General features: G+C 70.3%; 23 protein-coding genes and 1 pseudogene. 10 read left to right on the top strand and 14 right to left on the bottom strand.

Going from position 1 to position 25,452, the window contains the following annotated elements; all coding sequences use genetic code 11:
• Window positions 1–9 precede the first annotated feature (9 nt).
• On the top strand, window positions 10–582 hold the full coding sequence (locus ACWDMM_RS28775; protein WP_195078053.1) for a TetR/AcrR family transcriptional regulator: 573 nt from the start codon (window positions 10–12) through the stop codon (window positions 580–582).
• On the opposite strand, the gene ACWDMM_RS28770 is transcribed toward ACWDMM_RS28775, so the two are convergent.
• The 7 genes from ACWDMM_RS28770 to ACWDMM_RS28740 all read right to left on the bottom strand — a co-directional run bounded on the left by ACWDMM_RS28770 (window position 583) and on the right by ACWDMM_RS28740 (window position 8,130).
• Window positions 583–1,020, bottom strand: coding sequence for an NUDIX hydrolase (locus ACWDMM_RS28770; protein ID WP_195078404.1), 438 nt, complete (start codon window positions 1,018–1,020; stop codon window positions 583–585).
• Window positions 1,021–1,125: 105 nt separating this feature from the next.
• Entirely contained in the window at window positions 1,126–2,301 is a 1,176-nt protein-coding gene (locus tag ACWDMM_RS28765) for a lipid-transfer protein (protein WP_195078052.1), read from the bottom strand.
• A complete protein-coding gene (locus tag ACWDMM_RS28760) occupies window positions 2,294–2,713 on the bottom strand; it encodes a MaoC family dehydratase (RefSeq protein WP_195078051.1) in 420 nt (139 codons plus the stop codon). Before ACWDMM_RS28760 ends, ACWDMM_RS28765 begins: the two co-directional genes overlap by 8 nt.
• Window positions 2,710–3,645, bottom strand: a complete 936-nt coding sequence (locus ACWDMM_RS28755) for a bifunctional MaoC family dehydratase N-terminal/OB-fold nucleic acid binding domain-containing protein (protein ID WP_195078050.1) — start codon at window positions 3,643–3,645, stop codon at window positions 2,710–2,712. Before ACWDMM_RS28755 ends, ACWDMM_RS28760 begins: the two co-directional genes overlap by 4 nt.
• Before the next feature lie 18 nt (window positions 3,646–3,663).
• Entirely contained in the window at window positions 3,664–4,902 is a 1,239-nt protein-coding gene (locus ACWDMM_RS28750) for an acyl-CoA dehydrogenase family protein (protein ID WP_449940422.1), read from the bottom strand.
• Entirely contained in the window at window positions 4,887–5,951 is a 1,065-nt protein-coding gene (locus tag ACWDMM_RS28745) for an acyl-CoA dehydrogenase family protein (RefSeq protein ID WP_449940419.1), read from the bottom strand. The genes ACWDMM_RS28750 and ACWDMM_RS28745 overlap by 16 nt, the downstream gene beginning before the upstream one ends.
• Window positions 5,952–5,976: 25 nt before the next feature.
• On the bottom strand, window positions 5,977–8,130 hold the full coding sequence (locus tag ACWDMM_RS28740) for an acyl-CoA dehydrogenase (RefSeq protein ID WP_357111135.1): 2,154 nt from the start codon (window positions 8,128–8,130) through the stop codon (window positions 5,977–5,979).
• Between the two features lie 145 nt (window positions 8,131–8,275).
• Here ACWDMM_RS28740 and kstR point away from each other — a divergent pair, with 145 nt between their 5' ends.
• From kstR to ACWDMM_RS28715, 5 genes and pseudogenes are all read left to right on the top strand, one after another.
• Complete coding sequence (kstR, locus tag ACWDMM_RS28735; protein WP_195078046.1) at window positions 8,276–8,917, top strand: cholesterol catabolism transcriptional regulator KstR; 642 nt, start codon at window positions 8,276–8,278, stop codon at window positions 8,915–8,917.
• 226 nt (window positions 8,918–9,143) lie between these two features.
• Window positions 9,144–11,717, top strand: a complete 2,574-nt coding sequence (otsB, locus tag ACWDMM_RS28730) for a trehalose-phosphatase (protein WP_195078045.1) — start codon at window positions 9,144–9,146, stop codon at window positions 11,715–11,717.
• A gap of 159 nt (window positions 11,718–11,876) precedes the next feature.
• Complete coding sequence (locus ACWDMM_RS28725; protein WP_195078044.1) at window positions 11,877–12,758, top strand: metal ABC transporter solute-binding protein, Zn/Mn family; 882 nt, start codon at window positions 11,877–11,879, stop codon at window positions 12,756–12,758.
• 4 nt (window positions 12,759–12,762) lie between these two features.
• A pseudogene (locus ACWDMM_RS28720) lies at window positions 12,763–13,623 on the top strand (metal ABC transporter ATP-binding protein); the annotation flags it as partial.
• 761 nt (window positions 13,624–14,384) lie between these two features.
• Window positions 14,385–15,221, top strand: a complete 837-nt coding sequence (locus ACWDMM_RS28715; protein WP_397071654.1) for a metal ABC transporter permease — start codon at window positions 14,385–14,387, stop codon at window positions 15,219–15,221.
• A 105-nt stretch (window positions 15,222–15,326) separates the two neighbouring features.
• Here ACWDMM_RS28715 and ACWDMM_RS28710 read toward each other — a convergent pair whose 3' ends face one another.
• On the bottom strand, window positions 15,327–15,722 hold the full coding sequence (locus ACWDMM_RS28710) for a RidA family protein (protein ID WP_357111222.1): 396 nt from the start codon (window positions 15,720–15,722) through the stop codon (window positions 15,327–15,329).
• Window positions 15,723–15,822: 100 nt separating this feature from the next.
• Between ACWDMM_RS28710 and ACWDMM_RS28705 the strand changes: the two genes are divergently transcribed.
• From ACWDMM_RS28705 to ACWDMM_RS28695, 3 genes are all read left to right on the top strand, one after another.
• The gene (locus ACWDMM_RS28705; protein WP_195078042.1) at window positions 15,823–16,797 is read left to right on the top strand and encodes a helix-turn-helix transcriptional regulator; all 975 of its coding nucleotides are present in this window, start codon (window positions 15,823–15,825) and stop codon (window positions 16,795–16,797) included.
• Between the two features lie 271 nt (window positions 16,798–17,068).
• A complete protein-coding gene (locus ACWDMM_RS28700; protein WP_195078041.1) occupies window positions 17,069–18,241 on the top strand; it encodes an acyl-CoA dehydrogenase family protein in 1,173 nt (390 codons plus the stop codon).
• 55 nt (window positions 18,242–18,296) lie between these two features.
• Window positions 18,297–19,103, top strand: a complete 807-nt coding sequence (locus tag ACWDMM_RS28695; RefSeq protein WP_195078040.1) for an enoyl-CoA hydratase/isomerase family protein — start codon at window positions 18,297–18,299, stop codon at window positions 19,101–19,103.
• A 153-nt stretch (window positions 19,104–19,256) separates the two neighbouring features.
• Here ACWDMM_RS28695 and ACWDMM_RS28690 read toward each other — a convergent pair whose 3' ends face one another.
• The 6 genes from ACWDMM_RS28690 to carD all read right to left on the bottom strand — a co-directional run bounded on the left by ACWDMM_RS28690 (window position 19,257) and on the right by carD (window position 23,732).
• Window positions 19,257–19,535, bottom strand: a complete 279-nt coding sequence (locus ACWDMM_RS28690) for a DUF4190 domain-containing protein (RefSeq protein ID WP_195078039.1) — start codon at window positions 19,533–19,535, stop codon at window positions 19,257–19,259.
• A 62-nt stretch (window positions 19,536–19,597) separates the two neighbouring features.
• Window positions 19,598–20,575: a 23S rRNA (guanosine(2251)-2'-O)-methyltransferase RlmB gene (gene rlmB, locus ACWDMM_RS28685; RefSeq protein WP_195078038.1), complete on the bottom strand. Its 978-nt coding sequence runs from the start codon at window positions 20,573–20,575 to the stop codon at window positions 19,598–19,600.
• The gene (gene cysS, locus ACWDMM_RS28680) at window positions 20,575–21,981 is read right to left on the bottom strand and encodes a cysteine--tRNA ligase (protein WP_357111125.1); all 1,407 of its coding nucleotides are present in this window, start codon (window positions 21,979–21,981) and stop codon (window positions 20,575–20,577) included. The genes rlmB and cysS overlap by 1 nt, the downstream gene beginning before the upstream one ends.
• A gap of 64 nt (window positions 21,982–22,045) precedes the next feature.
• The gene (gene ispF, locus ACWDMM_RS28675; RefSeq protein ID WP_195078402.1) at window positions 22,046–22,513 is read right to left on the bottom strand and encodes a 2-C-methyl-D-erythritol 2,4-cyclodiphosphate synthase; all 468 of its coding nucleotides are present in this window, start codon (window positions 22,511–22,513) and stop codon (window positions 22,046–22,048) included.
• A gap of 2 nt (window positions 22,514–22,515) precedes the next feature.
• Complete coding sequence (gene ispD / locus ACWDMM_RS28670) at window positions 22,516–23,241, bottom strand: 2-C-methyl-D-erythritol 4-phosphate cytidylyltransferase (RefSeq protein WP_195078036.1); 726 nt, start codon at window positions 23,239–23,241, stop codon at window positions 22,516–22,518.
• 2 nt (window positions 23,242–23,243) lie between these two features.
• Window positions 23,244–23,732, bottom strand: a complete 489-nt coding sequence (carD, locus tag ACWDMM_RS28665; protein WP_011206964.1) for an RNA polymerase-binding transcription factor CarD — start codon at window positions 23,730–23,732, stop codon at window positions 23,244–23,246.
• 407 nt (window positions 23,733–24,139) lie between these two features.
• On the opposite strand from carD, the gene ACWDMM_RS28660 reads away from it, so the two are divergent.
• Window positions 24,140–24,895 (top strand): hypothetical protein, encoded by a 756-nt coding sequence (locus ACWDMM_RS28660; RefSeq protein ID WP_357111122.1) that lies wholly within the window; start codon window positions 24,140–24,142, stop codon window positions 24,893–24,895.
• The last annotated feature ends 557 nt before the right edge of the window (window positions 24,896–25,452 follow it).

Genomic DNA, 25,452 nt, shown 5'->3' with positions numbered 1-25,452 from the left:
AGGGTGATCATGTCCACAGGCGACCGGCGCGCGCTCCTCGCCGACACGGCCATCGAACTGATCGCGACGCGCGGTCTGCGCGCACTCACCCACCGCGCGCTGGACACGGAACTGGGCTTGCCCGCCGGATCGGCGTCGTACTACTTCCGCACCAAACGCGCGCTGATCGAGGCCGTCGTGGACCGGATCACCACCCGCTCCCGCGACGATTTCGCCGCCGCCGCACTGACCCCGACCGCCGCGGCGCAACCGGCCGCGGACGCCATCGCCGCCTGGCTGGACCGGCTACTGGCGCAACGGCGCGCTCACCTGATCGCTCGGCATGCTCTGCTGATCGACCTGCTCGACGATCCCGACCTGCATCCGCGGCTGGTGCACAGCTTGTTCTCCATCGCCCGCGCCCGCGAGCTGTTCCACGCCATGGGCGCGCCCGATCCGGACACCAGGGCCGAGGATTTCGTCGCCGTCATCGAGGGAGCCGTCTTCGACCGCTTCGCGGGCAACCGCTCCCGCTTGCGGCCGGGCACACCCGAGAGCGTCCGGCAACTCGCCCGCGTCCTCGCGACGCAGTTGCGGGTGTGATCAGCTCGGCCAGCCCCGCTGGCTGTAGGTCACGCCGGTGAGATAGCCGTCGATGCCCGCCGCCGGATACGGGATGAGCGTTTCGGGGAGGTTCCCGAGCGGGAACCACCGCAGCTCGTAGGACTTGTCGGGCTCGCGGTTGACCGGCTCGCCCGACCAGCGGCGCGTCCGGAAGAACAACCCGACCCTTGCCTCTCGCCCGGGCTCGACGACATGCGCGGAATGGACGTGCCGCAGATCCGCCGGATCGATCACCACGCCGACCTCCTCGCGCGCTTCGCGGACCACCGCGGCGAGCACCGACTCGCCCGCCTCCAGCTTCCCGGCGGGCAGATGCCACAACCCGTCGAACTCGTCCGCGCTGCGCCGCCTGCTCAGCAACAGATCCGCGCCGCGCAGCAGCAACACGTGCACATCCACCACATGTCGGGCCACCACCTGCCCCAAGCTACGCGCCACCTCGCACACCGGAAGCACACCCGTCCGCCCTTCGCACTCGCCGTGACGGGCGCGAAGGGCGGACGCGAGGGTGCATGGCCGGCCTCAGGCGGTGAGGACGAGCCCCGAGGTCGGCACGCCGGTGCCCGCGGTCACCAGGATGTTGGTCAGGCCGGAGACCGGGTTGACCGAGGCGCCGCGGATCTGGCGCACGGCTTCGGCGATGCCGTTCATCCCGTGGATGTACGCCTCGCCCAGCTGGCCGCCGTGCGTGTTGAGCGGCAGGCGCCCGCCGACCTCGATGGCGCCGTCGGCGATGAAGTCCTTCGCCTCACCCCGACCGCAGAACCCGAGTTCCTCCAGCTGCATGAGGACGAACGGAGTGAAGTGGTCGTACAGGATCGCGGCCTGCATGTCCTGCGGACGCAACCCGCTCTGCGCCCACAGTTGCTCGCCGACCAGGCCCATCTCCGGCAGACCGGTCATGGCGTCGCGGTAGTAGCTGGTCATCACGTACTGGTCGGCGCCGGAACCCTGCGCGGCCGCGGCGATCACGGCGGGCCGCTGCGGCAGGTCGCGAGCCCGCTCGACGCTGGTCACCACGATCGCGACGCCGCCGTCGGACTCCTGGCAGCAATCCAGCAGATGCAGCGGCTCGGCGATCCACCGGGAGTTCTGATGGTCCTCCAGCGTGATCGGCTTGCCGTAGAAGAACGCGGCCGGGTTCACCGCGGCATGCTTGCGGTCGGCGACGGCCACGCGGCCGAAATCCTCGCTGGTGGCCCCGTAGACGTGCATGTAACGCCGGGCGACCATGGCGACCTGCGCGGCCGGTGTGCCCAGCCCTTGCGGATAGGACCAACCCGCATCGATGCCCGATGAGGTGGGCGCGGTGGCCAGTGCCGTGGAGAACTGCCCGAACCGCGACACCGACCGCTCGTTGAACGCGCGATAGGCCACCACCACGTCCGCGACCCCGGTCGCCACCGCCATGGCGGCCTGCTGGATCGTTGCGCACGCCGCACCGCCGCCGTAGCCGATGTGGCTGAAGAACGTCAGCTGCGGAATGCCGACCGCCCTGGCCACGGCGGCCTGGGTGTTGGTGTCCATGGTGAACGTGGTCAGGCCGTCCACGTCGGCGGGCGTCAGGCCCGCGTCGGCCAGTGCCGCGGTGACCGCCTCGGCGGCCAGGCGCAGTTCGCTGCGCCCGGAGTCCTTGGAGAAATCGGTGGCGCCGATGCCGACGATGGCCGCGCGACCGGAAATCGGGTGCTCAGACATCGGCCCTCCGCAACGCGATGACGGCCGTGGCCGTGATGTGGTCGCCGAGGCTGTCCTTGCCGACGACGTCGATGTGGATGTCCTCGCCGTCCAGCGCGGTCACCGTGCCGGTCAGCGTCAGCGTGTCCCCCGCGTACAGCGGCACGCCCAGGCGCAGCGCGATCGACTTGACGACGGCGCGCGGGCCCGCCCAGTCGGTGACGAAACGCTGTACCAGGCCCGTGTCGGTGAGGATGTTGACGAAGATGTCCTTCGAGCCGCGGGCCACGGCCTTGTCCCTGTCGTGGTGCACGTCCTGGAAATCCCTGGTGGCCAGGGCGGTGCTGATCACGAACGTGGGATCGGCGTGGATCGCCAGCTCGGGCAGCACCGTGCCGACGCGAACGGCATCCGGTTCCACGGTGGCGCTCACGAGACCACCTGCCACACCGGCAGCGTGGCCTCGTCGTCGAGCTTCTCGAAGCCCACTTCGACCGGCAGGCCGATCCGCACTTCGGCGGGGTCGATGCCGCGCAGTTCACCGAGCATGCGCACGCCTTCCTCCAATTCGACCAGCGCCACCACGAACGGCAGCCGCCGCCCCGGCACCTTCGGCGCGTGGTGCACGACGTAACTGAACACGGTGCCGCGCCCGGAGGCGACGACGTAGTCGGTCGGTTTCGATTTGTCCTGCCAGATGGCCGGAATGGGCGGGTGCCGCAGCGAGCCGTCCGGCAGCCGCTGGATGCGCAGTTCGCCCGCTTTCGTTCCCTCCCAGAAGAATTCGGTATCCCAGGAGACCAGCGGCTTGACCCGCGCACCTTCGGCGGCTTTCGGCGCGGCGGTGCCCGGAGCGAATTTCAACAGCCGGAACAGCATTTCGGCGACCACCTCGTCACCCACACGCCAGGTGGTCTGGAAGGTGACGAACCACCCCTCGCCCAGGGCTGTGCGCTTCGGGCCGCGGATGTCCGCCAGTGTGCTGGTGACCGATACCTGCTCACCGACCCGGAGGTAACGGTGGTAGGTCTGCCGGCAATCCGTCGCGACCACGGAGGTGTATCCGGCGGCGTCGAGCAGCTCCGTGGCCGCGCCCATCGGATCGTCGGCGGGACGGGACCCGTTGAGCCCGAACATGGTCCACACCTGGGCCATGGCGGGCGGCGCGACGATGCCGGGATGTCCCGCGGCGCGCGCCGCCTCCTCGTCGACATAGATCGGGTTGGCATCGCCGAGCGCCTCGACCCAGTTGTTGATCATCGGCTGGTTCACCGGATCACGCCCGAAACGGGGGGCGCTCGCACCCGCCGCCTTGATGGCTTCTGCTGCGGCGACGATCGCTTCCGGAGTAGTGGTTTCCGGCACGCGCGGCTCCTTCACTCGTTATCGGGGTACTCGCGGCAACCGCAGACCGGAGGAGGCGACCAGCTCGCGCATCACCTCGTTGACGCCACCGCCGAAGGTGACCACGAGGTTCTGCTTGGTCCTGCGGTCCAGCCAGGTCAGCAGCTCGCCGGTGGCCGGATCGGCCGGGTCGCCGTAGCGGCCGACGATCTCCTCGGCGAGCCTGCCCGCCTCCTGGAGCGATTCGGTGGAGTAGACCTTCGTCGCGGACGCGTCGGCGATCACCTGGGCCTGATCGCCGTCCACACCGGCGGCGGGAGCGCCGGGCCCGGAGGCGGTAGCGGAGCGTGACCACGCAGGGCCCTGCGACCGCCGCCCATCAGACGCGGCGGCGACCTGCCAGTTCAGCAGTTCGTTCAGTCGCACCATGGCGCGGATGCGGCCGAGCGCGCGGCGCACGTCCGGTTCGGCGAGCACGCCGCGCGGCTGCGCCCAGTCGCGCACCCGGTCGTAGAGCTGCTCGATCTTGCCGGAGGGGCCCAGGCTCACCCGCTCGTGGTTGAGCTGCGTGGTGATCAGCTTCCAGCCCCGGTTCTCCTCGCCGACCAGCATGTTCGCCGGGACGCGCACGTTGTCGAAATAGGTCGCGTTGGTGTGGTGGGCGCCGTCGCAGGTGATGATCGGCGTCCACGAGTAGCCCGGGTCGGTCGTGTCCACGATCAGGATCGTGATGCCGCGGTGGCGCGACTCGGTGGAGCCGGTGCGGCAGGCCAGCCAGACGAAGTCGGCCTCGTGCGCGCCCGTGGTGAAGATCTTCTGCCCGTTGACGATCCAGTCCCCGGACTCGTCGCGCACCGCCGATGTGCGCAGCGCGGCCAGATCGGTGCCCGCCTCCGGCTCGGAGTAGCCGATCGCGAAATGAATGTCGCCGGAGAGGATTCCGGGCAGGAACCGCTGCTTCTGCTCGTCGGTGCCGAACTGCTGCAAGGTGGGTCCGACGGTCAGCAGCGTCACCAGCGGGAGCGGGACGTCGGCCCGCACCGCCTCGTTGAAGAAGATCTGCTGCTCGACCGGCCCGAAACCCTGGCCGCCGTACTCCTTGGGCCAGCCGACGCCGAGCCAGCCGTCACGACCCATCCGGCGCACCACGGCGCGGTAGGCGTCGCCGTGCCGGTTCACCGCCATCTCGGCCTCCTCCTCGGGAGTCACGAGATCGGCGAAGTAGCCGCGCAATTCGTCGCGCAGCCTGCGCTGCTCGGTGGTCAGGTCGATGAACATCTGGCCCCCAATCGGTCGAGCCGGAACGACGCGCCGCCGAGCCAGCGAGCGATGTCCTTGGCTTGTGAGTAGTAGCGATGCATCGGGTGGGTCACGTCGACGCCGAGGCCGCCGTGCAGGTGGTGGCACTTCTGCATGGCCGCCGGCAGTTCCGCGGTGACGGTGTAGGCGAGGATCTCCAGGTCGTCGTCGGTGCGCTCGCGGTGCTCCCGGCTCGGGTCGTCCTGCGCCAGCGCCCAGTTCGCCGACACCGCGGCCACGTGCAGGGTCCGCGAGACGACGTACAGGTCCGCGATCTGCTGGGCCACCGCCTGGAACTCCGCCAGCGGCCTGCCGAACTGATGCCGGGTGCGCAGATGCTCGGCGGTGAGCGTGATCGCCCCCTTCAGCAGTCCGTCGGCCACCGATCCGATCGAAGCGAGCGCCAGCCGGTGCAGATCCGGAAGACCGACCGGCCACAGCTGATCGGCCGGGATCTCCACCTGGTCCAGCCGGACCGTGTACTCCGGGATGCCGCCGGAAACGGGCGTCGGCGTGCGGGTCAGGCCCGCGGCGTGCGCGTCGACGACGGCGATACCGGCGTCGGTCGGCACGAGCAGCCAGTTCGCCTGCTCCGCGTACGGCACCGCCACCTTGTGCCCGGTGAGGCGCACCGTGTCGCCGCTGAGCACGGCGGTGGTCTTCGGCTCGGGCGTGAACGGCGCCGCCGGTTCGCTCAGCGCCGCGGTGAGCACCGCACCCTCGGCGACGCCCGGCAGCACGAGCGACTGCACGTGCTCCGGCGCGCAGGCCACCAGCGGCAGCACACCGAAACCGAGCGTCGGCAGCGCGGGCACCGCGACCGCGTCGGTGGCCAGCTCGGTGAGCAGCGCCGACACCTCGAGCAGCCCCATGCCGTCGCCGCCGAACTGTTCCGGCAACGCGACCACGAGCAGGCCGGAGTCGGCCAGCTTCGGCCACAATCCCATGTCGCGCGCCGGTTCGCGCTCCAGCAAGCTCACGACGACCTCGGCCACCGCGTCCTGGCCCTCGTCCCTGGTGAAGTCCACGCTCGTCTCCCGATCGACTGTAGGGCTAGCTGTTCGCGTCACGCGGCAGCCCCAGAATGCGCTCAGCGGCCACGGTGAGCAGGATCTGCTCGGTTCCGCCCGCGATCGACAGGCAGCGGGTGAGCAGGAACTCCGTGGTCACCTCGCAGTCCTGCGCGCCGAGCGGGCCCGCCGCCTCCGCGGCGAATTCCGCGACCGCCTGTCGGTGGCGCACGCCGACCAGCTTGCGCACGCTGCTCTGCGCGCCGGGATCCCCGCCCGCGAGCATCTTCACCGCGGCGCGCTGCTCGAGCAGCAGGCCCGCGATCGCCTCGGCCACGAAGCCACCGAGCCGGTCGTTCACCAGCTCCGTGCCGGGGCCGGTGGCGGGCGATTTCGCGATCAGCTCTTCGAGCACGGGACCGATGCCGTTGCCGCCCATGGCGACCCGCTCCGTCGACAAGGTGGAGCGGGCGATCTTCCATCCGTTGTTCAGCGCGCCGACCACGCAGTCGTCCGGCACGAACACATCGTCGAGGAAGACCTCGCTGAACCGCGCCTCACCGGTGATCTGCACCAGCGGGCGCACCTCGAGCCCGGCGCTGCGCATGTCGACCAAGAAGTACGTGATGCCGCGATGTTTGGGCGCTTCCGGATCGGTGCGCGCCAGGCAGATCGCCCAGTTCGCCTTGTCGCCAAGGGAAGTCCACACCTTCTGCCCGCGCAGCACCCAGCCGCCGTCGGCTCTTTTCGCGGTGGTGCGCAGCGCAGCCAGGTCGGAGCCCGCCTCCGGTTCGCTGAACAGCTGGCACCAGACCACCTCGCCGCGCAAGGTCGGCCAGGCGAAGCGCTCGATCTGCTCCTGCGTCCCGTGCTGCAACAGCGTGGGGATCGCCCAGCCGCCGATGGCCAGGTCCGGCGCGGTGAGCCCGGCGCGGCGCAACTCCTCGGAGATCACCAGGCCGGTCATCGGGTCGGCGGCGCGTCCGTACGGCCGGGGCCAATGCGGCATGACCAGGCCCGCGTCGACCAGCGCGGCGCGCTGCCGATCGGCGGGCAGCGCCGCGATCCGCGCGACCTCGGCGGCCAGTTCGTGCGCGCTGTCGCCGTGCACGGCGGCCACGCCCTCCTCGGCGAAGACCCGGTCGGCGCCGGTGGTCCGCCGCAGGCCCCTGCGGGTCAGCTCGGTGACCCTGGCCCGCCAGCGCGCCGAACCGCCGAGCAGTTGGCGCAAGGCCGTGGCGCGGCGCAGATACAGGTGCGCGTCGTGCTCCCAGGTGAAGCCGATGCCGCCGAGCACCTGGATGCAGTCCTTGGCGGTCTCCACCGCCGCGTCCAGGGCGATGGCGGCCGCGATGGCGGCGGCGATCGGCAGTTCGGCGCCGCCGTCGTCCACGGCAGCGGCGGTGTCGGCCGCCACCGCGCGGATGAGTTCGGTGCGGCACAGCATCCACGCGCAGATGTGCTTGACCGCCTGGAACGAACCGATTTTGCGGCCGAACTGCTCGCGCACCTTTGCGTACTCGACGGCGGTCTCCAGGCACCAGCCCGCGAGGCCGGACAGTTCGGCGGCGACCAGCGCGACGAGCAGGTCCGCCGCCGCGTGCGGCGCGACGAAGACCCGTTCGGCGGGCACGCGCAGGTCGGCGCAGTGCACCCGCGCCAACGGCGTGCTCGGGTCCAGCGGCGTGAGCGCTTCCACCCGCAGGCCATCGGCGCCGGGTGGGACCAGGCACCACCGCTGCCCCTGCGGTTGGTCGATCGGCAGCAGCACGGCGGTGCCGGGGGCTGCGCCGAGGACGGAATCCCAGGTACCCGTGAGCAACACGCCGTCGCTTGCGGCGGGTACGCTCACCGTCGAACCGACGACGAAGTCGAGCGCGACACCGCACGGCAGGTCCTCGTCGAGCTGTCCCGCGGTGATCAGATTGGCCAGAGCCGTCGCGAGCACAGGGCCGCCGACCAGATCGTGCGCCGCCTGCTCCACCAGCACGGCCAGATCGGAGACCGACCCGCCCGCGCCGCCGGCGTCCTCGTCCACCGCTACCCGGAAGATCCCGATCTCCGCGAGCGCGGGCCAGTAGGCGCGCCAGAAGTCGGCCGCGCCGGCCCGCATTGTTGCAATCGGACGGACCGAGGCGGCCCACCCGCGCATCGACTCCTGAACGGCTTTATGCTCGTCAGTGGTGGCGATGGTCACACTCCATACCGCCTTTCCGGCGTGACTCCCACACCTAGAACATGTTCTAATATCCTAGCCGGGCGGAAGTCAAGACACCATCGCCGCCGCGGCCACACCGCGCACGTAGCCGACGAAACGACGTTTCCGGAAAGGACTTTCATCAATGGCCAGTCCGTCCCGATCGCAGCCAGCCGACCCGAGCGCGGCCAGGCCGGTCACCACGCTCAGCGAGGACGAGCTGAGTTCGGCGGCGCAGCGCGAACGGCGTAAGCGGATCTTGGACGCCACCCTGGCGCTCGCGTCCAAGGGCGGTTACGACGCGGTGCAGATGCGGGCGGTGGCCGAACGCGCCGACGTCGCGGTCGGCACGCTGTACCGCTACTTCCCGTCGAAGGTCCACCTCCTGGTCTCCGCGCTCTCGCGCGAGTTCGAGCAGATCGAGGGCAAACGCAAGCCGCTTGCCGGGCAGTCCCCGCAGGAGCGCATGCACCTGCTGCTCACCCAGATCACCCGGATGATGCAGCGCGACCCGCTGCTCACCGAGGCCATGACCAGGGCGTTCATGTTCGCCGACGCCTCGGCCGCCGCCGAGGTCGACCGCGTCGGCAAGGTGATGGACCGGGTCTTCGCCCGCGCCATGAACGACGGCGAGCCCACCGAACGCCAGCTGGCCATCGCCCGGGTGATCAGCGACGTCTGGCTGTCGAACCTGGTCGCCTGGCTGACCCGGCGCGCGTCGGCCACCGACGTCACCGAACGCCTGGAACTGACCGTCGACCTCCTGCTGGGCGAACGCAACCAGTAGACTCTTCGGCGCCCGGCCACCAACCGGGCGCGAAAGGCCCGCTGGGCTGCGACGAAGCTCACCCGCTCGGATACCGTTGCCGTTAGCTGGGCAGATCTACCGGACACCGGTTCAGGTCGTGCGTTATCGTTCGCACGCGAACCGGCGCGCTTCTGTGCGGCAAATTCAACACAGTATTGTTTTGCCCGCCCCCTGAAAAAACTCCTCCGATCACTAGGTTGGATGCGTGAGCGCACAGGATCTGCCACTGGAACTTCGCCGTGCACTGTCGACGGTCGCGCGCGTGCCACGGCTGCTGGTCGCATCGGACTACGACGGGACACTCGCGCCCATCGTGTCCGACCCGACCAAAGCCTTCCCCCATCGGGAATCGGTGAGCGCGTTACGAGCCCTCGCCGGCCTGACCGGGACCACTGCCGCCGTGATCTCCGGCCGCGCGCTGCGAGATCTCGCGGCGCTGTCCCGTCTGCCCGTCGAGGTGCAACTGATCGGCAGCCACGGCTCGGAATTCGACGTGGGCTTCGTGCACGCGATCGACAACGACGCCAAGCATCTGCTCCAAGAGGTGCAGACGTCGCTGAATCAGATCGCCGCGGACAACCCCGGCGTCACCGTCGAGATCAAACCGGCCAGCGTCGCGTTGCACGTGCGCAACGCCAGCCCCGAGATCGGTCATCGCGCGCTGTCGCAGGTCCGGCTCGGTCCGGCGTGCTGGTTCGGCGTGCAGGTCACCGAGGGCAAGGCCGTCATCGAACTGGCCGTGGTGCAGACCGACAAGGGCACCGCGCTCGACACCGTCCGGCATCAGGCGGGGGCCTCGGCGGCGGTGTTCTTCGGTGACGACGTCACCGACGAGAAGGCGTTCCGCGTGCTGTCGGGCCCTGACGTCGGCATCAAGGTCGGCGACGGCGAGAGCCTGGCCAAGTTCCGGGTGGACAGCACCGAGGCCGTCGCCTGCGCGCTGGCCTACCTGCTGGAGGAGCGCCGCACCTGGCTGGCCGGCGCGAGCGCGCCGCGCATCGAGCGGCTGACCATGCTGGCCAGCCCGCGCTCGGTCGCGCTGCTCACCCCGGACGCCACGGTGACCTGGTTCTGCCACCCCGAGCCCGATTCGGCCGCGGTGTTCGCGCACCTGCTCGGCGGTCCGCAGGGCGGGCACTTCACCATCGAGCCGGAGCGACCGGGCCTGCCGCTGTCGCAGCGCTACGTCGACGGCACGATGACCGTCGAAACCCGTTGGGCGAAGCTGCAAGTCACCGACTACCTGCCGCACGACGTGGCCCCCACCCGCACCGACCTCACCCGGGTGATCACCGGCGACGCGAAGGCCGTGGTCACCTTCGCCCCCCGTCCCGAGTTCGGCCAAGTGCCGGTGAACCTCGAAGCCCAAGAGGGCGGGCTGCGGGTGTACGGCACCAACGACCCGATCGTGCTGCGCTCCCCCGGCGTGCGGTGGGAGATCGTCTCGGATGGCACCCACGAGTCGGCACGGGCCGTCGTCGATCCGTCCAAGGGTCCGGTCGTGCTCGAGTTGCGCTGCGGCACCGCTGATCTCGACCCCTCCCCGACCAGTGAGGCGGACCGGCGCCGGGAGGCGGAGCGGTACTGGTCGGACTGGGCGAGCACGCTCACGCTGCCGCCGCTCAAGCCCGACCTGATGAAGCGCTCCGCGCTGACCCTGCGCGGACTGGTGCACGCGCCGTCCGGCTCGATCCTCGCGGCCGCCACCACCTCGCTGCCCGAGGACATCGGCGGCGTGCGCAACTGGGACTACCGCTACTGCTGGCTGCGCGACGCGGCGCTGACCGCGCAGTCGCTGGTCTCGCTGGGCTCGCTCGACGAGGCCGAGAACTACCTCGGCTGGGTGCACCGGGTGCTGGAGACGTTGCCCGGCCCCGAGCGGCTGCACCCGCTGTACACGCTGTACGGCGAGACGCTGCCGCCGGAGGCCTCGATCGACCAGCTACCCGGCTACGCGGGCTCCCGCCCGGTGCGCGTCGGCAACGCGGCCAACATGCAGGTCCAACTGGACGTCTTCGGTCCGATCGTCGACCTCATCGCCACCCTGGCGCACGCGAGGGAACTGCGCGGCGTCACCGATCCGGCCGACGTGCTGCCCGACGCCGACTGGGAGCTGGTGTGCGCCATGGTCTCGGCGGTGCAGCGGCGCTGGCAGGAGCCCGACCACGGCATCTGGGAGATCCGCGGCAACCCGCGCCACCACGTGTACTCCAAGGTGATGGGCTGGCTGACCGTCGACCGGGCGCTCACCCTGGCGCAGAAGTTCGATCGCGAGGCCGACCCGTCCTGGCCGCTGCTGCGCGACACCATCGCCGACGAGGTGAAGGCCAAGGGCTGGAACGACGAGGTGCAGTCCTACACCGCGGCCTACGACGGCACCGACCTGGACGCGGCGACGCTGCACATCGGGCTGAGCGGGCTGATCGACCCGTCCGACCCGCGCTTCGCGGCGACGGTCGTGGCGACCGAGGCCGAGCTGCGCAGCGGCTCGACGGTGTACCGCTACCACCACGACGACGGCCTGCCCGGCGGCGAAGGCGGGTTCCACCTCTGCGCGGCCTGGCTGGTGGAGGCGTACCTGCTGATCGGGAAGCGCTCCGACGCCGAGGCGCTGTTCGCCCAGCTGGTCGACGTGGCCGGCCCCACCGGGCTGCTCAGCGAGGAGTACGACCCGGTGGCCGAACGGTCGCTGGGCAACCACCCGCAGGCCTACAGCCATCTCGGTCTGTTGCGCTGCGCGCAGCTGCTCGGACAGCCGGTGGAAGCCGCGCTGGTCTGACCGCACGCAAGGCGAGGGCCCGCGAACGAGGAATCGTTCACGGGCCCTTCGCGTTCGGCTCCCGCGCGAGCGTCGCATCCGGTCGTTTGACGGGCCCTGCTAGAGTTAAACGGGAACGATTTCCATTATGATCTAGAGCACGGCCAGGAGTACCCCCACGTGAGAACCCGATTCGCCATCAGTTGCGCAGGCATCGCCGTGGGGGTCGTCTCCGCCCTGACGCTGAGCGCCTGCTCCGGCTCGAACGACGACGGGCGGCCTTCGGTCGTCGCGTCCACCGACGTCTGGGGCGATATCGCCGCCGCCGTCGCGGGACCCGACGCCGCCGTTCGCGCGCTGATCACCGACCCCTCCGCCGACCCGCACTCACACGAGACCTCCGCCGTCGAATCGGCCGCGCTCAGCGATGCCGACCTAGTGGTCTACAACGGCGGCGGTTACGACGAGTTCGCCGAGAAGGCGGTGGCGGGCACCGGCAAGCGCACCGTGGACGCGTTCGCCCTGCGAGCGGACCAAGGCGACGACAACGAACACGTCTGGTACGACGTGCGCACCGTCGACGTGGTCGCCGACCGGATCGCCGCCCAGCTCGGCGAACTGGACCCGGACAAGGCCGCGGCCTACGCCGAACGCGCGACGACGTTCAAGAACCGGCTCGCCGCGGTCACCGCCATCACCGGCAAGCTCGCCGCCGAGCACCCGAGAACGCCGGTGCTGCAGACCGAACCCCTGGCGCACTACCTCGTGGCCGCCGCCGGAGCCGACGACCTGACGCCGCACGAGTTCCAGGAAGCCATCGAGCAGGAAACCGACCCGGCCCCCGCGGCCGTCGCGGCGACTCAGGACCTGCTCACCGGCAAGCGGGTCCGCGCCCTGATCTACAACGTGCAGACCGAGGACAAGATCACCAAGGACCTGCGCGGCACCGCGCAGCACGCGGGCGTCGCCGTCGTCGAGGTGACCGAGACCCTGCCCGACGGCGTGGATTACATTCAGTGGCAGACGAAGAACGCGCAGGCGCTGGCCGCCGCGCTGGGCTGAGCAGATGAACAAGGGAGCCGCGCTGACCGAGCACGCCGACGGGGTGGAACGGCGATCGACCATCGGCGCCGACGCGGCCGCGGTGCGCCTGGCGGACGCCCGCTTGTCGTTCGGCGACCGAACGCTCTGGGAGGGACTGGATCTCACCGTCGCGCCCGGTGAATTCGTCGCGGTCCTCGGGCCGAACGGATCGGGCAAGACCTCGCTGCTGAAGGTGCTGCTGGGCCAGGTCGGCCTGACGGCGGGCACGGCGCGGATCGCGGGCTCTCCCGCCCGCGCGGGCAATCACGACATCGGCTACATACCGCAGCAGAAGACGATCGACGCCGGGGTGCAGTTGCGCGGCGTCGACCTGGTCGGGCTCGGCGTCGACGGGCATCGCTGGGGGCTCGGTCTGCGCTCCCGCGCCGAACGCAAGCGCAAGGTGGCCGCCGCCATCGCCGACGTGGGCGCGGAGCGTTTCGCCCACGCGCCGCTGGAGTCCATGTCCGGCGGCGAGCAGCAGCGCCTGCGGGTGGCGCAGGCGCTGGTCGGTGATCCGAAGGTCTTGCTGTGCGACGAACCGTTGCTGAGCCTGGACCTGGCGAATCAACGGCTGGTCGCCGAGCTCATCGATCGCCGCAGGCGCACCCACGACACCGCGGTGCTCTTCGTGACGCACGAGATCAACCCGATCCTGCCCTTGGTGGACCGCGTGCTGTACCTGGTCGACGGCCGGTTCCGGATCGGGACACCGGAAGAGGTGATGACCTCGGCGGTGCTGTCGGAGCTGTACCGCACCCAGGTGGACGTGCTGCGGGTCCGCGGGCGCCTGGTGGTCGTCGGCACCGGCGACACCATGGACGCGCTGGGCACAGCGGGCGGCCACTGCCACGGCCCGGCCGGCGACGAGTTCCCCCACGGCGACCCGGCAACGGTGGACGACGCAGCCACCTCGTCCGCCACATCCGCGGCGGAGCCGCTCCCCGCCGCACCGACCTCGGCGCATACCGACCTCACCACTCCCCCCGCGACCTCCTCCGCCTCGGGAACCAGCACTCAGAGCGACCGGTCGAAAGCTCACCCGGCACGCGACGGCGACGCACCGGCCGAACCGACACCGGCAGCGTCGCCAACCGCGATCGGCCAGTCCTCCGACCCCGACGTGCCGAGCCACGACTCGCCCCTCGAACCGACGACGCATGAAGCGCCCTCGCCCGAGCCGCCACCGGCCATCCCGGCGAACGGCAAGTCGGAAGCCAGCACGCGCCGCCCCCCGATAGGCAACGACGACGCGCCAGCCGAACCGACCCCGACGGCCTCGACGACCGCCATGCGCCGCTCCTCTCACGCCAATGTGACCGGCCACGACTCGCCGCTGCTCGAACCGGCGACGCATGAGGCTGCTTCGCCTGAGCCGACACCCAGCAGCCTGGCAGCCGCCGTGGAGACATCGGCCATCTCGGCGAACGGCGACACTGCCACCGGCGATGTGGTGTCCGACCGCTCGATCCACGGCAAGGGCACGGCCTCGGCATCCCATGCTTCGGGGGACCATGCGCAGGGCGACGGCGACCGGCCGTCCACGGAGCCCGAGCAGAGCGGAGTGCCTTCGTGACCGACAAGCTCACCGGCGTCCTCGGCAAGATGCTGGACTTCGGCACCACGGCGAACCTGCTGTCCTACGGTTTCGTCCAGCAGGCGTTGCTCGCCGCGGCTCTGCTGGGGCTGCTGTCCGGTGTGATCGGCCCACTGATCATCAGCAGGCAGATGTCGTTCGCCGTGCACGGCACCAGCGAGCTTTCGCTGACCGGCGCCGCCGCCGCGCTGCTGGCCGGTGTCGGCGTCGGCCTCGGCGCCATCGCGGGGTCGGTGGTGGCGGCGGTGTTGTTCGGCCTGCTCGGGGCCCGGGCGCGCGAACGCGATTCGGTGATCGCCGTGGTGCTCTCGTTCGGTTTGGGACTCTCGGTGCTTTTCCTGTGGCTGGGCCCGGATCGCGCCGGATCGAAATTCTCGCTGCTGACCGGTCAGGTGGTCAGCGTCGGCAACAACGGGCTCGGCCTGCTCGCCGTCTGCACCGCCGGGGTGATCGCGGTGCTCGCCTTCGTCTACCGGCCGCTGCTGTTCGCCAGTTCCGATCCGGAAGTGGCCGTGGCCCGCGGTGTTCCGGTGCGGGCGCTGTCCATCGTGTTCGCCGTCCTGCTCGGCATCACGGCGGCGTTCGGCGTGCAGATCGTCGGCGCCCTGCTGGTCCTCGCCCTGCTGATCACCCCGGCCGCCGCGGCCGCACAGCTCACCGCGGACCCGATCCGGGCGACCGTGCTCGCGGTGGTGTTCGCCGAACTCGCCGCCGTGGGCGGCATCCTGTTGTCGCTCGCGCCGGGCGTCCCCGTCTCGACGTTCGTCACCACGATCTCGTTCCTGATCTACCTCGCCTGCCGCCTGCTCGGCACCCGCAATCGCGAACTCGCCCGCGTCCGCTGAGCGCCACATACCCATCGTCCGGGTTGTGACACCAGGTCACCTGGCAACATCCACCTTCCCGCCCCTCGTGCCGGTCCGCTCGGCACGAGGAGCGGCGAGGCCGCGTCACGCGACGGCGGTGCCCTCGAGTTCGACCATCTGGCCGCGGATCGCCAGCCGCGTCACCCCGAGCATCGTGGTGGGCGGTGCCACTCCGGCGGCGCCCAGCCGCGACGCCAGCACACCGTAGTGCGGGAACAGCAGATCGACGTCGGTGGTGTAGACGTTGAGCCGAACGAGATTCGCCAGCGACATGCCCGCCTCGGCGAGCACGGCCTCCAAGTTGTCGAGGCTCAGGGCCAACTGCGCCGCCATGTCACCGTCGTGCTGGGGCTTGCCGTCGCGGCTCATCGCGGTCTGCCCGGAGCAGTACAGCGTCCGGGTGTGCCCGGAGACGACCTCACCCTGGTGGAAACCCATCTCCGCCGCCCACGTCACCGGGTTGACCGCCGTTCGTTCCACTGCCACATCAGCTCCCATCGATCCATCGCGAATTCGTACGCCCCTGAGCCTCCCAACAAATCACGACATCCTCGGTCAGGTATTCCGGTAGGTTTTTCGCATGCGCGCCGACCGCTTGGTCTCGCTGGTGCTGCTGCTGCGTCAACGCGGTCGGTTGACCGCGGACGCGCTCGCCCACGAGCTGGAGGTATCCACCCGCACGGTGCTGCGCGACATCGAAGCCCTGTCCGCTGCCGGCGTCCCGGTCTACGCCGAACGCGGGCGGCACGGCGGCTTCGCGTTGTTGCCCGGGTTCCAGACCGAACTCACCGGCCTGAACCACGACGAGGCCCTCGCCCTGCTGGTCGCCGGAACACGGCGCGGCGCGCGGACATTCGGCCTCGGCTCGGCGCTCGCCTCGGCCATGCTGAAGGTGGTCGACGCACTGCCCGAAAGCCATCGGGCTATCGCGAGCGACGCGGCGCAGCGGTTGCTCATCGACCCCGAGACCGACCTCCTGTCGCGCCGGCTGGTTGCCGAGGAGGTGCCCGACGCCATCGTGACCGAGATCCGGCGCGCGGTGTTCGCCGGCCACAAGCTGCGCATCCACTACGCGGCTGTGGACCAGACCCCGATGTGGCGCACGGTGGATCCGATCGGCCTGGTCACCGCGCGCGGCCAGGGCTACTTGCTGGCCACGAGATCCGGCGCCGACCGCACCTACCGGCTGTCGCGGGTGCTGGCCGCCGAGGAACTCCCCGAACCCGCGCAGCGACCGGACCGGGTCGACTTGGACCGGGCCTGGCAGGAACACAGCACGCGGTTCCGGATGGGCGGCGACCAAGTCACGGTGCTGGTACGGGTCGACCCGGCTCGGCGCGATGCGCTGGTGAGCACCGCGCTCACCGTCCGTGCCGAAGAATCCGACGCCGACGGCCGACTGCGGCTGGAGGTGACCTTCCAGGATGCGCGACATGCCGAATGGGCGCTCTGGGAGCTCGCCACGGATGCGGAAGCCCTGGCCCCACAGTGGTTGCGCACCTCCCTCCGAGATCGCGCCGCCGCGATCGCCGCCCGCTATGGAGAGTCGTCCTGAGAGTCGGCGCGCACCCCTCGGCTGGGGGCTGGCCACGTCCCGCACTCCTGGGTATCCGGCGGACAGTGCCCCAGGGGGAATCCTTCAGTGTGAGGGGAAATTCTCGCGGCGGCCCTTACACCCTCTCCGGCGACGCCGAGACCAGCGGATGTCGGCCCAGCTCAGGACTCACCCCGGTTTCACCGAGCCAGTGATGGCAGCCGCCTTCAGTCATACCAGGATGCTTTCGTATGCTCGACCCATCGCGCCCCCGAACGAATGGTGACCAACGATGATCGACTTCGCGATTCCCGCCGACCTCGCCGCCGAACGCGACCGAGTGCGCCGCTTCGTCATCGACAAGATCGTCCCCTACGAGCGCGACCCGCGCCTGACCGCGCACGGCCCCACCGACGAGCTGCGGCAGGAACTCGTCGAACTCGCCCGCGCCGAGAAGCTGCTCACCGTGCAGGCCCCCGAGTCGCTCGGCGGACGCGGGCTGACCCACATCGAGCAAGCGGTGATCTACGAGGCCGCGGGCTGGTCCACGCTCGGCCCGGTCGCGATGAACTGCGCGGCGCCCGACGAGGGCAACATGTTCCTGCTGTCCAAGGTGGCCGATCCCGACCAGGTCCAGCGTTACCTGGCCCCCGTGGTCGCTGGCCATCAGCGCTCGGTCTTCGCCATGACCGAGCCCGACGGCGCGGGCTCCGACCCCGCCCAGCTGTCCACCGGCGCCACCTTCGACGGCGAGAACTTCACCATCAACGGGCGCAAGTGGCTGATCACCGGGGCGAACGGCGCGAAGACCTGGATCATCATGGCGCGCCTTGCCGCCAACCCGCACCTGCCCGAAGGCCCCACGCTGTTCCTGGCCGACGGCGACCAGCCCGGCATCGTCATCGAACGCACGATGAACACGATGGACCGCAATTACGTCGCCGGACACGGTGTGGTCCGCTTCGACAACCTGGTCCTGCCCAGGGAGGCGCTGCTCGGTGAGGCGGGCCAGGCGTTGCGCTACGCCCAGCTCCGGCTCGCTCCGGCCCGCCTCACCCACTGCATGCGCTGGCTCGGGGCGGCCGAGCGGGCCCAGAGCATCGCTGTCGAGCACGCGCGCACCCGCACCGCGTTCGGCAAGCCGATCGGCGAGCACGAAGGCGTGTCGTTCATGCTGGCCGACAACGAGATCGCCCTGCACCAGTGCAGGCTGACCATCTGGCACGCGTGCTGGCTGATGGACAACGGCGAGAAGGCGCGGCACGAGAGTTCGATCGCCAAATCGTTCGTCTCGGAGGAACTGTTCAAGGTCGCCGACCGGTGCGTGCAGGTGCTCGGCGGCATCGGCATCAGCGACGAGACGGTGGTCGAGATGATCTTCCGCGACATGCGCGCCTTCCGTCTCTACGACGGGCCGACCGAAGTGCACAAGTACGCCATCGGACGCAAGGTGCTGCGCGGATAGCGGAGGACTTTCGGCCCCGGGTCAGGTCAGCGCGCGTCGGCTAACATCCTGTGGCATGAGTTCGGAACTGCACGTCGACGTCTCCCGGGGCGTCGCCGTGCTCACGCTCAACCGGCCCGCCCAGCAGAACGCCTTCACCCCGACGATGGCGGCAGAATTGGGCGCCGCGTTGCAGCGCTGCGATTCGGAAGACGCCATCCGTGCCGTGATCATCACCGGCACCCCGCCCGCCTTCTGCGCGGGCGCGGACCTGTCCAATCGGGTGGGTGAGGTGAGCGCCACCATCGATCCGCCGCCGTGGCGCGTGCGCAAGCCGGTGATCGCGGCCGTCAACGGCCACGCGGTCGGCATCGGCCTGGCCCTGGCCTTGCAGTGCGACCTGCGGTACATGGCGCGCGACGCGGTGTACGGACTGAACCAGGTGCGCCGCGGCGTCCTGGCCGACGGCTACGCGCACTGGACGCTACCCCGGCTGGTCGGCATGGCCAACGCCGCCGACATCATGCTCACCGGGCGCACCTTCGACGGTGACGAGGCGAAGGCGATGGGCGTGGCCAACAGCTCATTACCCGCCGGCGAGGTGCTACCCACCGCGCTGGCCGTCGCGCACGACATCGCGAACGGCTCGGCGCCGCTACCCGTGGCACTGTCCAAGCGGCTGCTCTGGGAAGGGCTCGGCATGAGCCCGGCCGTGGTCGGCAAGCTCGAAACCGATCTCAACCAGCACGCGACCAAGAGCATCGACGGTGGCGAGGCCATGGCCGCGTTCCGCGATCGCAGGCAGCCCAGCTGGTCGGGCAGCGTCAGCACGGAGTGGCCCGCCTGGGACACCGCCGAGCGCGAACGGCCCAGTCTGGACTAGGCGGTTTCCGCCCGGCTCCGGCGGTGTCAGCGCACGGGAACGTTCGACCACGCCCACCCCCCTTGTTGGCGGAACGGACTCAGGCGTGGCCTGTCGCGGTTCAGTGCGGGGACTGATCGTTCCCGATGTCGTCCGGCGCCCGCACGCGGACGCTCAAGCGTTCCCGCCGAGCAGGATGAGCAGGAACAGCACCGCGAAGATGATCATGAGGACGGTGCCGATGACGCCGAGTATGTACCCGACCATAACCTGGGCCCGGCCACCGTACGCGCCGCCGGATTCCTCGATCTGGTCGAGCGCGCGCCGTCCCAGCGCCCATGCCACCGGCCCCAGCACCCCGCAGCACAAGACGCTCGCCGCGCCGAGAAACAACACCGCCGTCGCGTTCGGATGCTCGACCGGCGAACCTATGGGCTGATTGGGTATCACCACCACCCGAATTCTACTGGGGTGAGCGGCCTCTCCGTGTTTTTAGGCGTGCGAGGCGCAAACCTTCACACGCGGCGCTGGCGGGCGACTTCCGAAAGCACCACCCCGGCGGCCACCGACGCGTTCAGCGATTCCACCGGCCCGGCCATCGGGATCGACAGGATCGTGTCACAGGACTCCCGCACCAGGCGCGACAGCCCCTTGCCCTCCGAGCCGACCACGATCACGGTCGGCTCGCGGCCGTCGAAATCGTCGAGCGTGGTGTCGCCGCCGGCGTCCAAGCCGACCACCTGGATACCCTGAGCCGCCCAATCCTTCAGCGTGCGAGTGAGATTGGTGGCGCGGGCGACCGGAAGCCGGGCGGCGGCGCCCGCGCTGGTGCGCCAGGCCACCGCGGTGACACTCGCGCTGCGCCGCTGCGGGATCAGCACACCGTGACCGCCGAAGGCGGCCACGGAACGCACCACCGCACCCAGGTTGCGCGGATCGGAGATATTGTCCAGCGCGACCAGCAGCGCGGGCTCGGCGGCGCCCCGCACCCGGTCGAGCAGATCGTCCGGATGGGCGTAGCGGTACGGCGGCACCTGAAGGGCTACGCCTTGGTGCAAACCATTGGCACTCAGCCGATCCAGATCCGTACGCGGCACCTCCAGGATGGAGATCCCGGTGTCGGCGGCCAGCCGCACGCTCTCGGTCAAGCGGTCGTCGTTCTCGGTGCCGACCGCGACGTACAGCGCGGTCGCCGGCACACCGGCTCGCAGACACTCCACCACCGGATTGCGCCCGAGCACCAACTCGGGGCCGTCCTCGGTCTTGCGTCCGGCGGGACGGGTGGTGGCACCGCGCGCGGACGAACGTCCCTGCGCGGCCTTGGTTTTCGCGGCGGCCCGCTTGGCGGCGGGGTGCTTGGTGCGCATCTCCGCGGGCGGCGTGGCGCCACGTCCCTCCAGTCCGCGCCTGCGCTTGCCGCCGGAGCCGACCACGGCGCCCTTCTTGCTGCCGCTCTTGCGAACCGCACCGCGACGCTGCGAATTGCCTGCCATCACTCGGCCTTTCCGGATTGTGATGCCGCCAGCGCCCATTCGGGGCCGTCGGCCGTGTCGGTGACCTCGATGCCCGCGGCCTGCAAGCGATCGCGCACGGCGTCGGCGGTCGCCCAGTCCTTGGCGGCGCGCGCCTGCTGGCGGCGGTCGAGTTCGGCGCGCACCAGCACGTCCAGAGCGCCGAGCGCGGCCGAGGAATCGCTCGGGGTGTACCAGTGCGGGTCGAGCGGATCGACACCGAGGACGGCGAGCATGGCGCGCACCTGACCGGCGAGGTCGCGCGCGGAATCGATCGCGCCGACCTCCAGCGCCTTGTTGCCCTCGTGCACCACGCGGTGGATCTCCGCCAACGCCTTCGGCACCGCCAGATCGTCGTCGAGGGCGGCGGCGAACGCGTCGGTCCACTTGCCCACCGGAACCTCACCGGCCCGGTCCACCACCCGGTTCACGAACGCCTCGATGCGCTGGTAGGACTGTGCCGCGTCGTGCAGCGCTTTCTCCGAGTACTCCAGCATCGAGCGGTAGTGCGCGCTGCCCAGGTAGAACCGCAGTTCGACGGCCCGCACCTGCTCGAGCACATTCGGCACGGACAGCACGTTGCCCAGCGACTTGGACATCTTCTCCCCGCCCATGGTCACCCAGCCGTTGTGCAGCCAGTACCGGGCGAAACCGTCGCCGGCCGCCTTCGACTGGGCGATCTCGTTCTCGTGGTGCGGGAACACCAGATCCATACCGCCGCAATGAATGTCGAATTCCGCGCCGAGATAGAACTCGGCCATCGCGGAGCACTCCAGGTGCCAGCCGGGGCGGCCGGGCCCCCAGGGCGACGGCCAGGTCGGCTCGCCGGGCTTGGCCGCCTTCCACAGGGTGAAGTCGCGCGGGTCGCGTTTGCCCTCGCCCGCGCTCTCGCCTTGGTGCACGTCGTCGAGCTTGTGGCCGGACAGCTTGCCGTAATCGGGGTAGCTGACCACGTCGAAATAGACGTTCCCGGCCGAGGCGTAGGCGTGACCGCGGTCGATCAGCCGCTGCATCATCTCCACCATCTGGGTGATGTGGCCGGTGGCGCGCGGCTCCGCGGACGGCGGCAGCACACCGAGCTGTTCGTAGGCGCGGTCGAAGGCGCGCTCGTGCGTGGCGGCCCACTCCCACCACGGCCTGCCCGCCTCGGCGGCCTTGGTCAGGATCTTGTCCTCGATATCGGTGACGTTGCGGATGAAGAAGACGTCGATGTCGTGCGCGATCAACCAGCGTCGCAGCACGTCGAACGCGACTCCGCTGCGCACATGGCCGATGTGCGGCTCGCCCTGCACGGTGGCGCCACAGAGGTACACCGAAGCACGGCCGGGGACCAAGGGCGCGAAATCGCGCATGGTCCGCGTGTCGGTGTCAAAGAGGCGCAGCGTCACGGCAGTCGATCCTAGCTGGTGTATAAGGTCGTTCACGGACCGGCTCGGGTCCGTCGGAGCTGGATCAACGACAAGCTTGCAGCAGGGCGGTCGCCACGGCGGCGACACCCTCGCCGCGACCGGTCAGGCCGAGCCCGTCGGTGGTGGTGCCGGACACCGCGACCGGGGCGTCGAGCAGTCCGCCGAGCACCTGTTGCGCCTCGGCGCGCCGCGGCCCGATCTTGGGGCGGTTGCCGATCACCTGCACCGCGGCGTTGACCACCTCGAAGCCCGCTTCGTCCAGCAGCCTGCGCACTTCCTTCAGCATGGCCGCGCCGGAGACGCCGGCCCATTCCGGGCGTCCGGTGCCGAACACCGCGCCGACATCGCCGAGGCCCGCCGCGGACAGCAGCGCGTCGCACAGGGCGTGGGCGGCGACGTCGCCGTCCGAGTGGCCCGCGCAGCCGTCGTCGCCGTCGAACAGCAGACCCGCCATCCAGCACGGCCTGCCCGCTTCGATCGGATGGACGTCACTGCCGATGCCGACGCGCATGGTCACGGCGCCACCGCCCGTCCGACGCCCGCGCCGTCGAGCACCGCGTCGGCGAGCCGGAGGTCGAGGGGAGTGGTGATCTTGAAGGCGAGCGGATCGCCGGGGATGGTGTGGACCGCGACGCCGAGCCGCTCCACCAGACCCGCGTCGTCGGTCGCCTGGATGCCCTCCGGCGCGTACGCGCAGCGCAGCAGGTCGGCCGCGAAACCTTGCGGCGTCTGGATGGCGCGCAACCGGGCGCGATCGGGAGTGCCGGTCACCGCGCCGGCCGCGTCGACGGATTTGATGGTGTCGGCTACCGGAAGCCCGGGGACCACGGCGGGGCGCCCCGCGCGCAGTTCGGCCGCGACCCTGGCGATGAGGTCGGGCGGCGTGAGCGCTCGGGCGGCGTCGTGCACCAGGAAGTAGGCGGCGTCGGGCGCCGCGGCGATACCCGCCCGCACCGAGTCGATGCGTTCGGCGCCGCCGACGACCACCTGAACCGAACTCGTTGGCGGCAGCAGGGCAACGGCGCTGTCGACGAGTTCGGTGGGAACCATCACGATGATCCGGTCGACCGCGCCGGAGGCGATCAAGCCTTCGACGGCGAGCCGGACCATGGGCCTGCCGCCGACCGGGACGAACGCCTTGGGTGCCGATTCACCCAGACGCACGCCACGGCCGGCGGCAGGCACAAGAGCAACGACGGGTCCGTCACTGGAACGGACACCGTTGTCAGTTGTGTTCACGGTCAGGAAGCCGCTGCGAGGACCTCATCGAGCAGGGTCTCAGCCTTGCCGTCATCGGTGCCTTCGGCCAGCGCGAGCTCACCGACAAGAATCTGCCGAGCCTTGGCGAGCATGCGCTTCTCACCCGCGGACAGGCCGCGGTCCTGTTCCCGGCGCCACAGATCGCGGACGACCTCGGCCACCTTGTTCACATCGCCGGAAGCGAGCTTCTCGAGGTTGGCCTTGTAGCGGCGGGACCAGTTGGTCGGCTCCTCCGTATGCGGCGCCCGAAGCACCTGGAAGACCCGATCGAGACCCTCCTGACCCACGACGTCACGCACGCCGACGTATTCGGCGTTCTCCGCGGGAACCCGAACAGTGAGATCGCCTTGGGCGACCTTCAGGACCAGATACTCTTTTTGCTCACCCTTGATGGTGCGAGTCTCGATTGCTTCGATCAGCGCCGCTCCGTGGTGGGGGTAAACGACGGTGTCTCCGACCTTAAAAATCATGTGTCCCGTGCCCCTTTCGATGTTCACAGTTTAACATGCGACTCGGTAACGGCGCGATCAACTGTGCAGGTCAGGGCCACAACGAGGAAGGCCAGGGGCTTGACAGATGCCAGGCGGTGTGCATTACGTTGTGCCAGAACGGGTTATCTCCCGGCTCCGTCGCCGCCGCACGACGCCCGCGCGCCGGCACCTTCGCGGCAACCTTCCGAAGTTCGATCGAACCGTTATCAACGCGCCGAGTGTCGGCGCGCACGTCCCGTGGTCGGCCGCACACTCCACCGCGTGCGCGCGGGCTTGCCCGAGTTCGACCCGGCCCCCGCGCCCGTGCCGCCGAGGGAACTACTACGCTGCCTAGTTACTACGCTCCCGCGCGGAGCCAGAGCCCGGTCGACATGGAGGGACAACCCGTGACTGCCCTGAAAGCTGTGACCGCCCCCAAGGGGGCGCGACGTCGCATGGTGACGGTTGCCGCACTCGCCGCCGGAGCGGCGATCGCGCTGTCCGGCTGCGGCGCGGGCCAGATCTCGCAGACCGCCGAACAGGTCGCCGCCGTGAACGGCAACCACGCCGACGTGGGCCGCATCGCCCTGCGCAACGTGCACATCGTGTATCCGTCCGAGGGCACCGGGTACACCAACACCAAGGGCGGCAAGGCGCTCATCGCGTTGTCCATCATCAACAACGGCGAGTCCGTGACCGACGAGCTGACCAGCATCACCACCGACCTGGGCACCGTCAAGATCACCCCGGCCTCCGGCAAGTCGGTCGTCGAGCTCGCCCCGCAGCAGACCGTCGTCGCGGCGACCCAGCCGGTCAAGCGCGAGGCCGCGCCGACCACCACCAGCGCCGCGCCGACCACGAGCGCGGGCGCGCCCACCTCCGCTCCGCGCTCCGCCGCGCCGACCACCACCGCCGAGTCGCACGGCGCGGGCGAGCACGGCTCCCCCGCCGCGGGCCAGGACCCGGAGGCCAACCCCATCCTGATCGAGATCACCGGCCTGACCAGGGACATCTCCCCCGGCCTCACCTACAACGTCTCGTTCAACTTCAAGCAGAACGGCACCGTCCAGGTCCAGGTCCCGGTCGACGCGGGCCAGCACACCGAGCGCCACGAGTCCGACAAGTCCGGCCCGGCCGAAGCCGAACACAGCGGCGGCCACTGAGTTCGATTTGCAGCGCCTGCGGCGCTGCGTGTTCGCGGCCCCTTCTTGGTTCGTGGCCGGGCGGGCGAGACTCGCGACTGCGTCGCATGCGCTTCGCCCACCCGGCCACGAACCGGGCCGCGAACGGCGCTCGTAAGACTCGCGCCCTGCGGGGCTCGGAAAGTGTGGATGGAGCGGCCCCGGCCACGCCATAAACCTTCTTACCGGGCAGCGCCTCCCGACTCGACATACCACCCCTGGCGCGGAGAGCCACTGCGCGGCGGGAGCTCAGCGCGCCCGCGGTCCGCGCACCACCCCCGTGCGCGGAGAGCCACTGCTCCTATGCGACAACAAACAGTCGACCCGAGTAGCAGGCAAGCTGCGCGCCGAGGCGGAGCGCTCGCTACCCGCGTACACCGGTAGCGAGCTTCGATACCCACGTGCCCAGTACACCCCCACCACGTCTTTCGAGCGAAGCGAGACCGAGCATCCGCGTTCGCGGCCCGGCTCGCGTGTGCGCGGCCGCCGCCGATCGGACGCACGCGTCCACCGCCGGGGGGGCCACCCCCGCGCCTATT

The organism is Nocardia sp. NPDC003726 (genome assembly GCF_053586955.1).
This window is presented reverse-complemented; position numbering and strand designations above follow the sequence as displayed.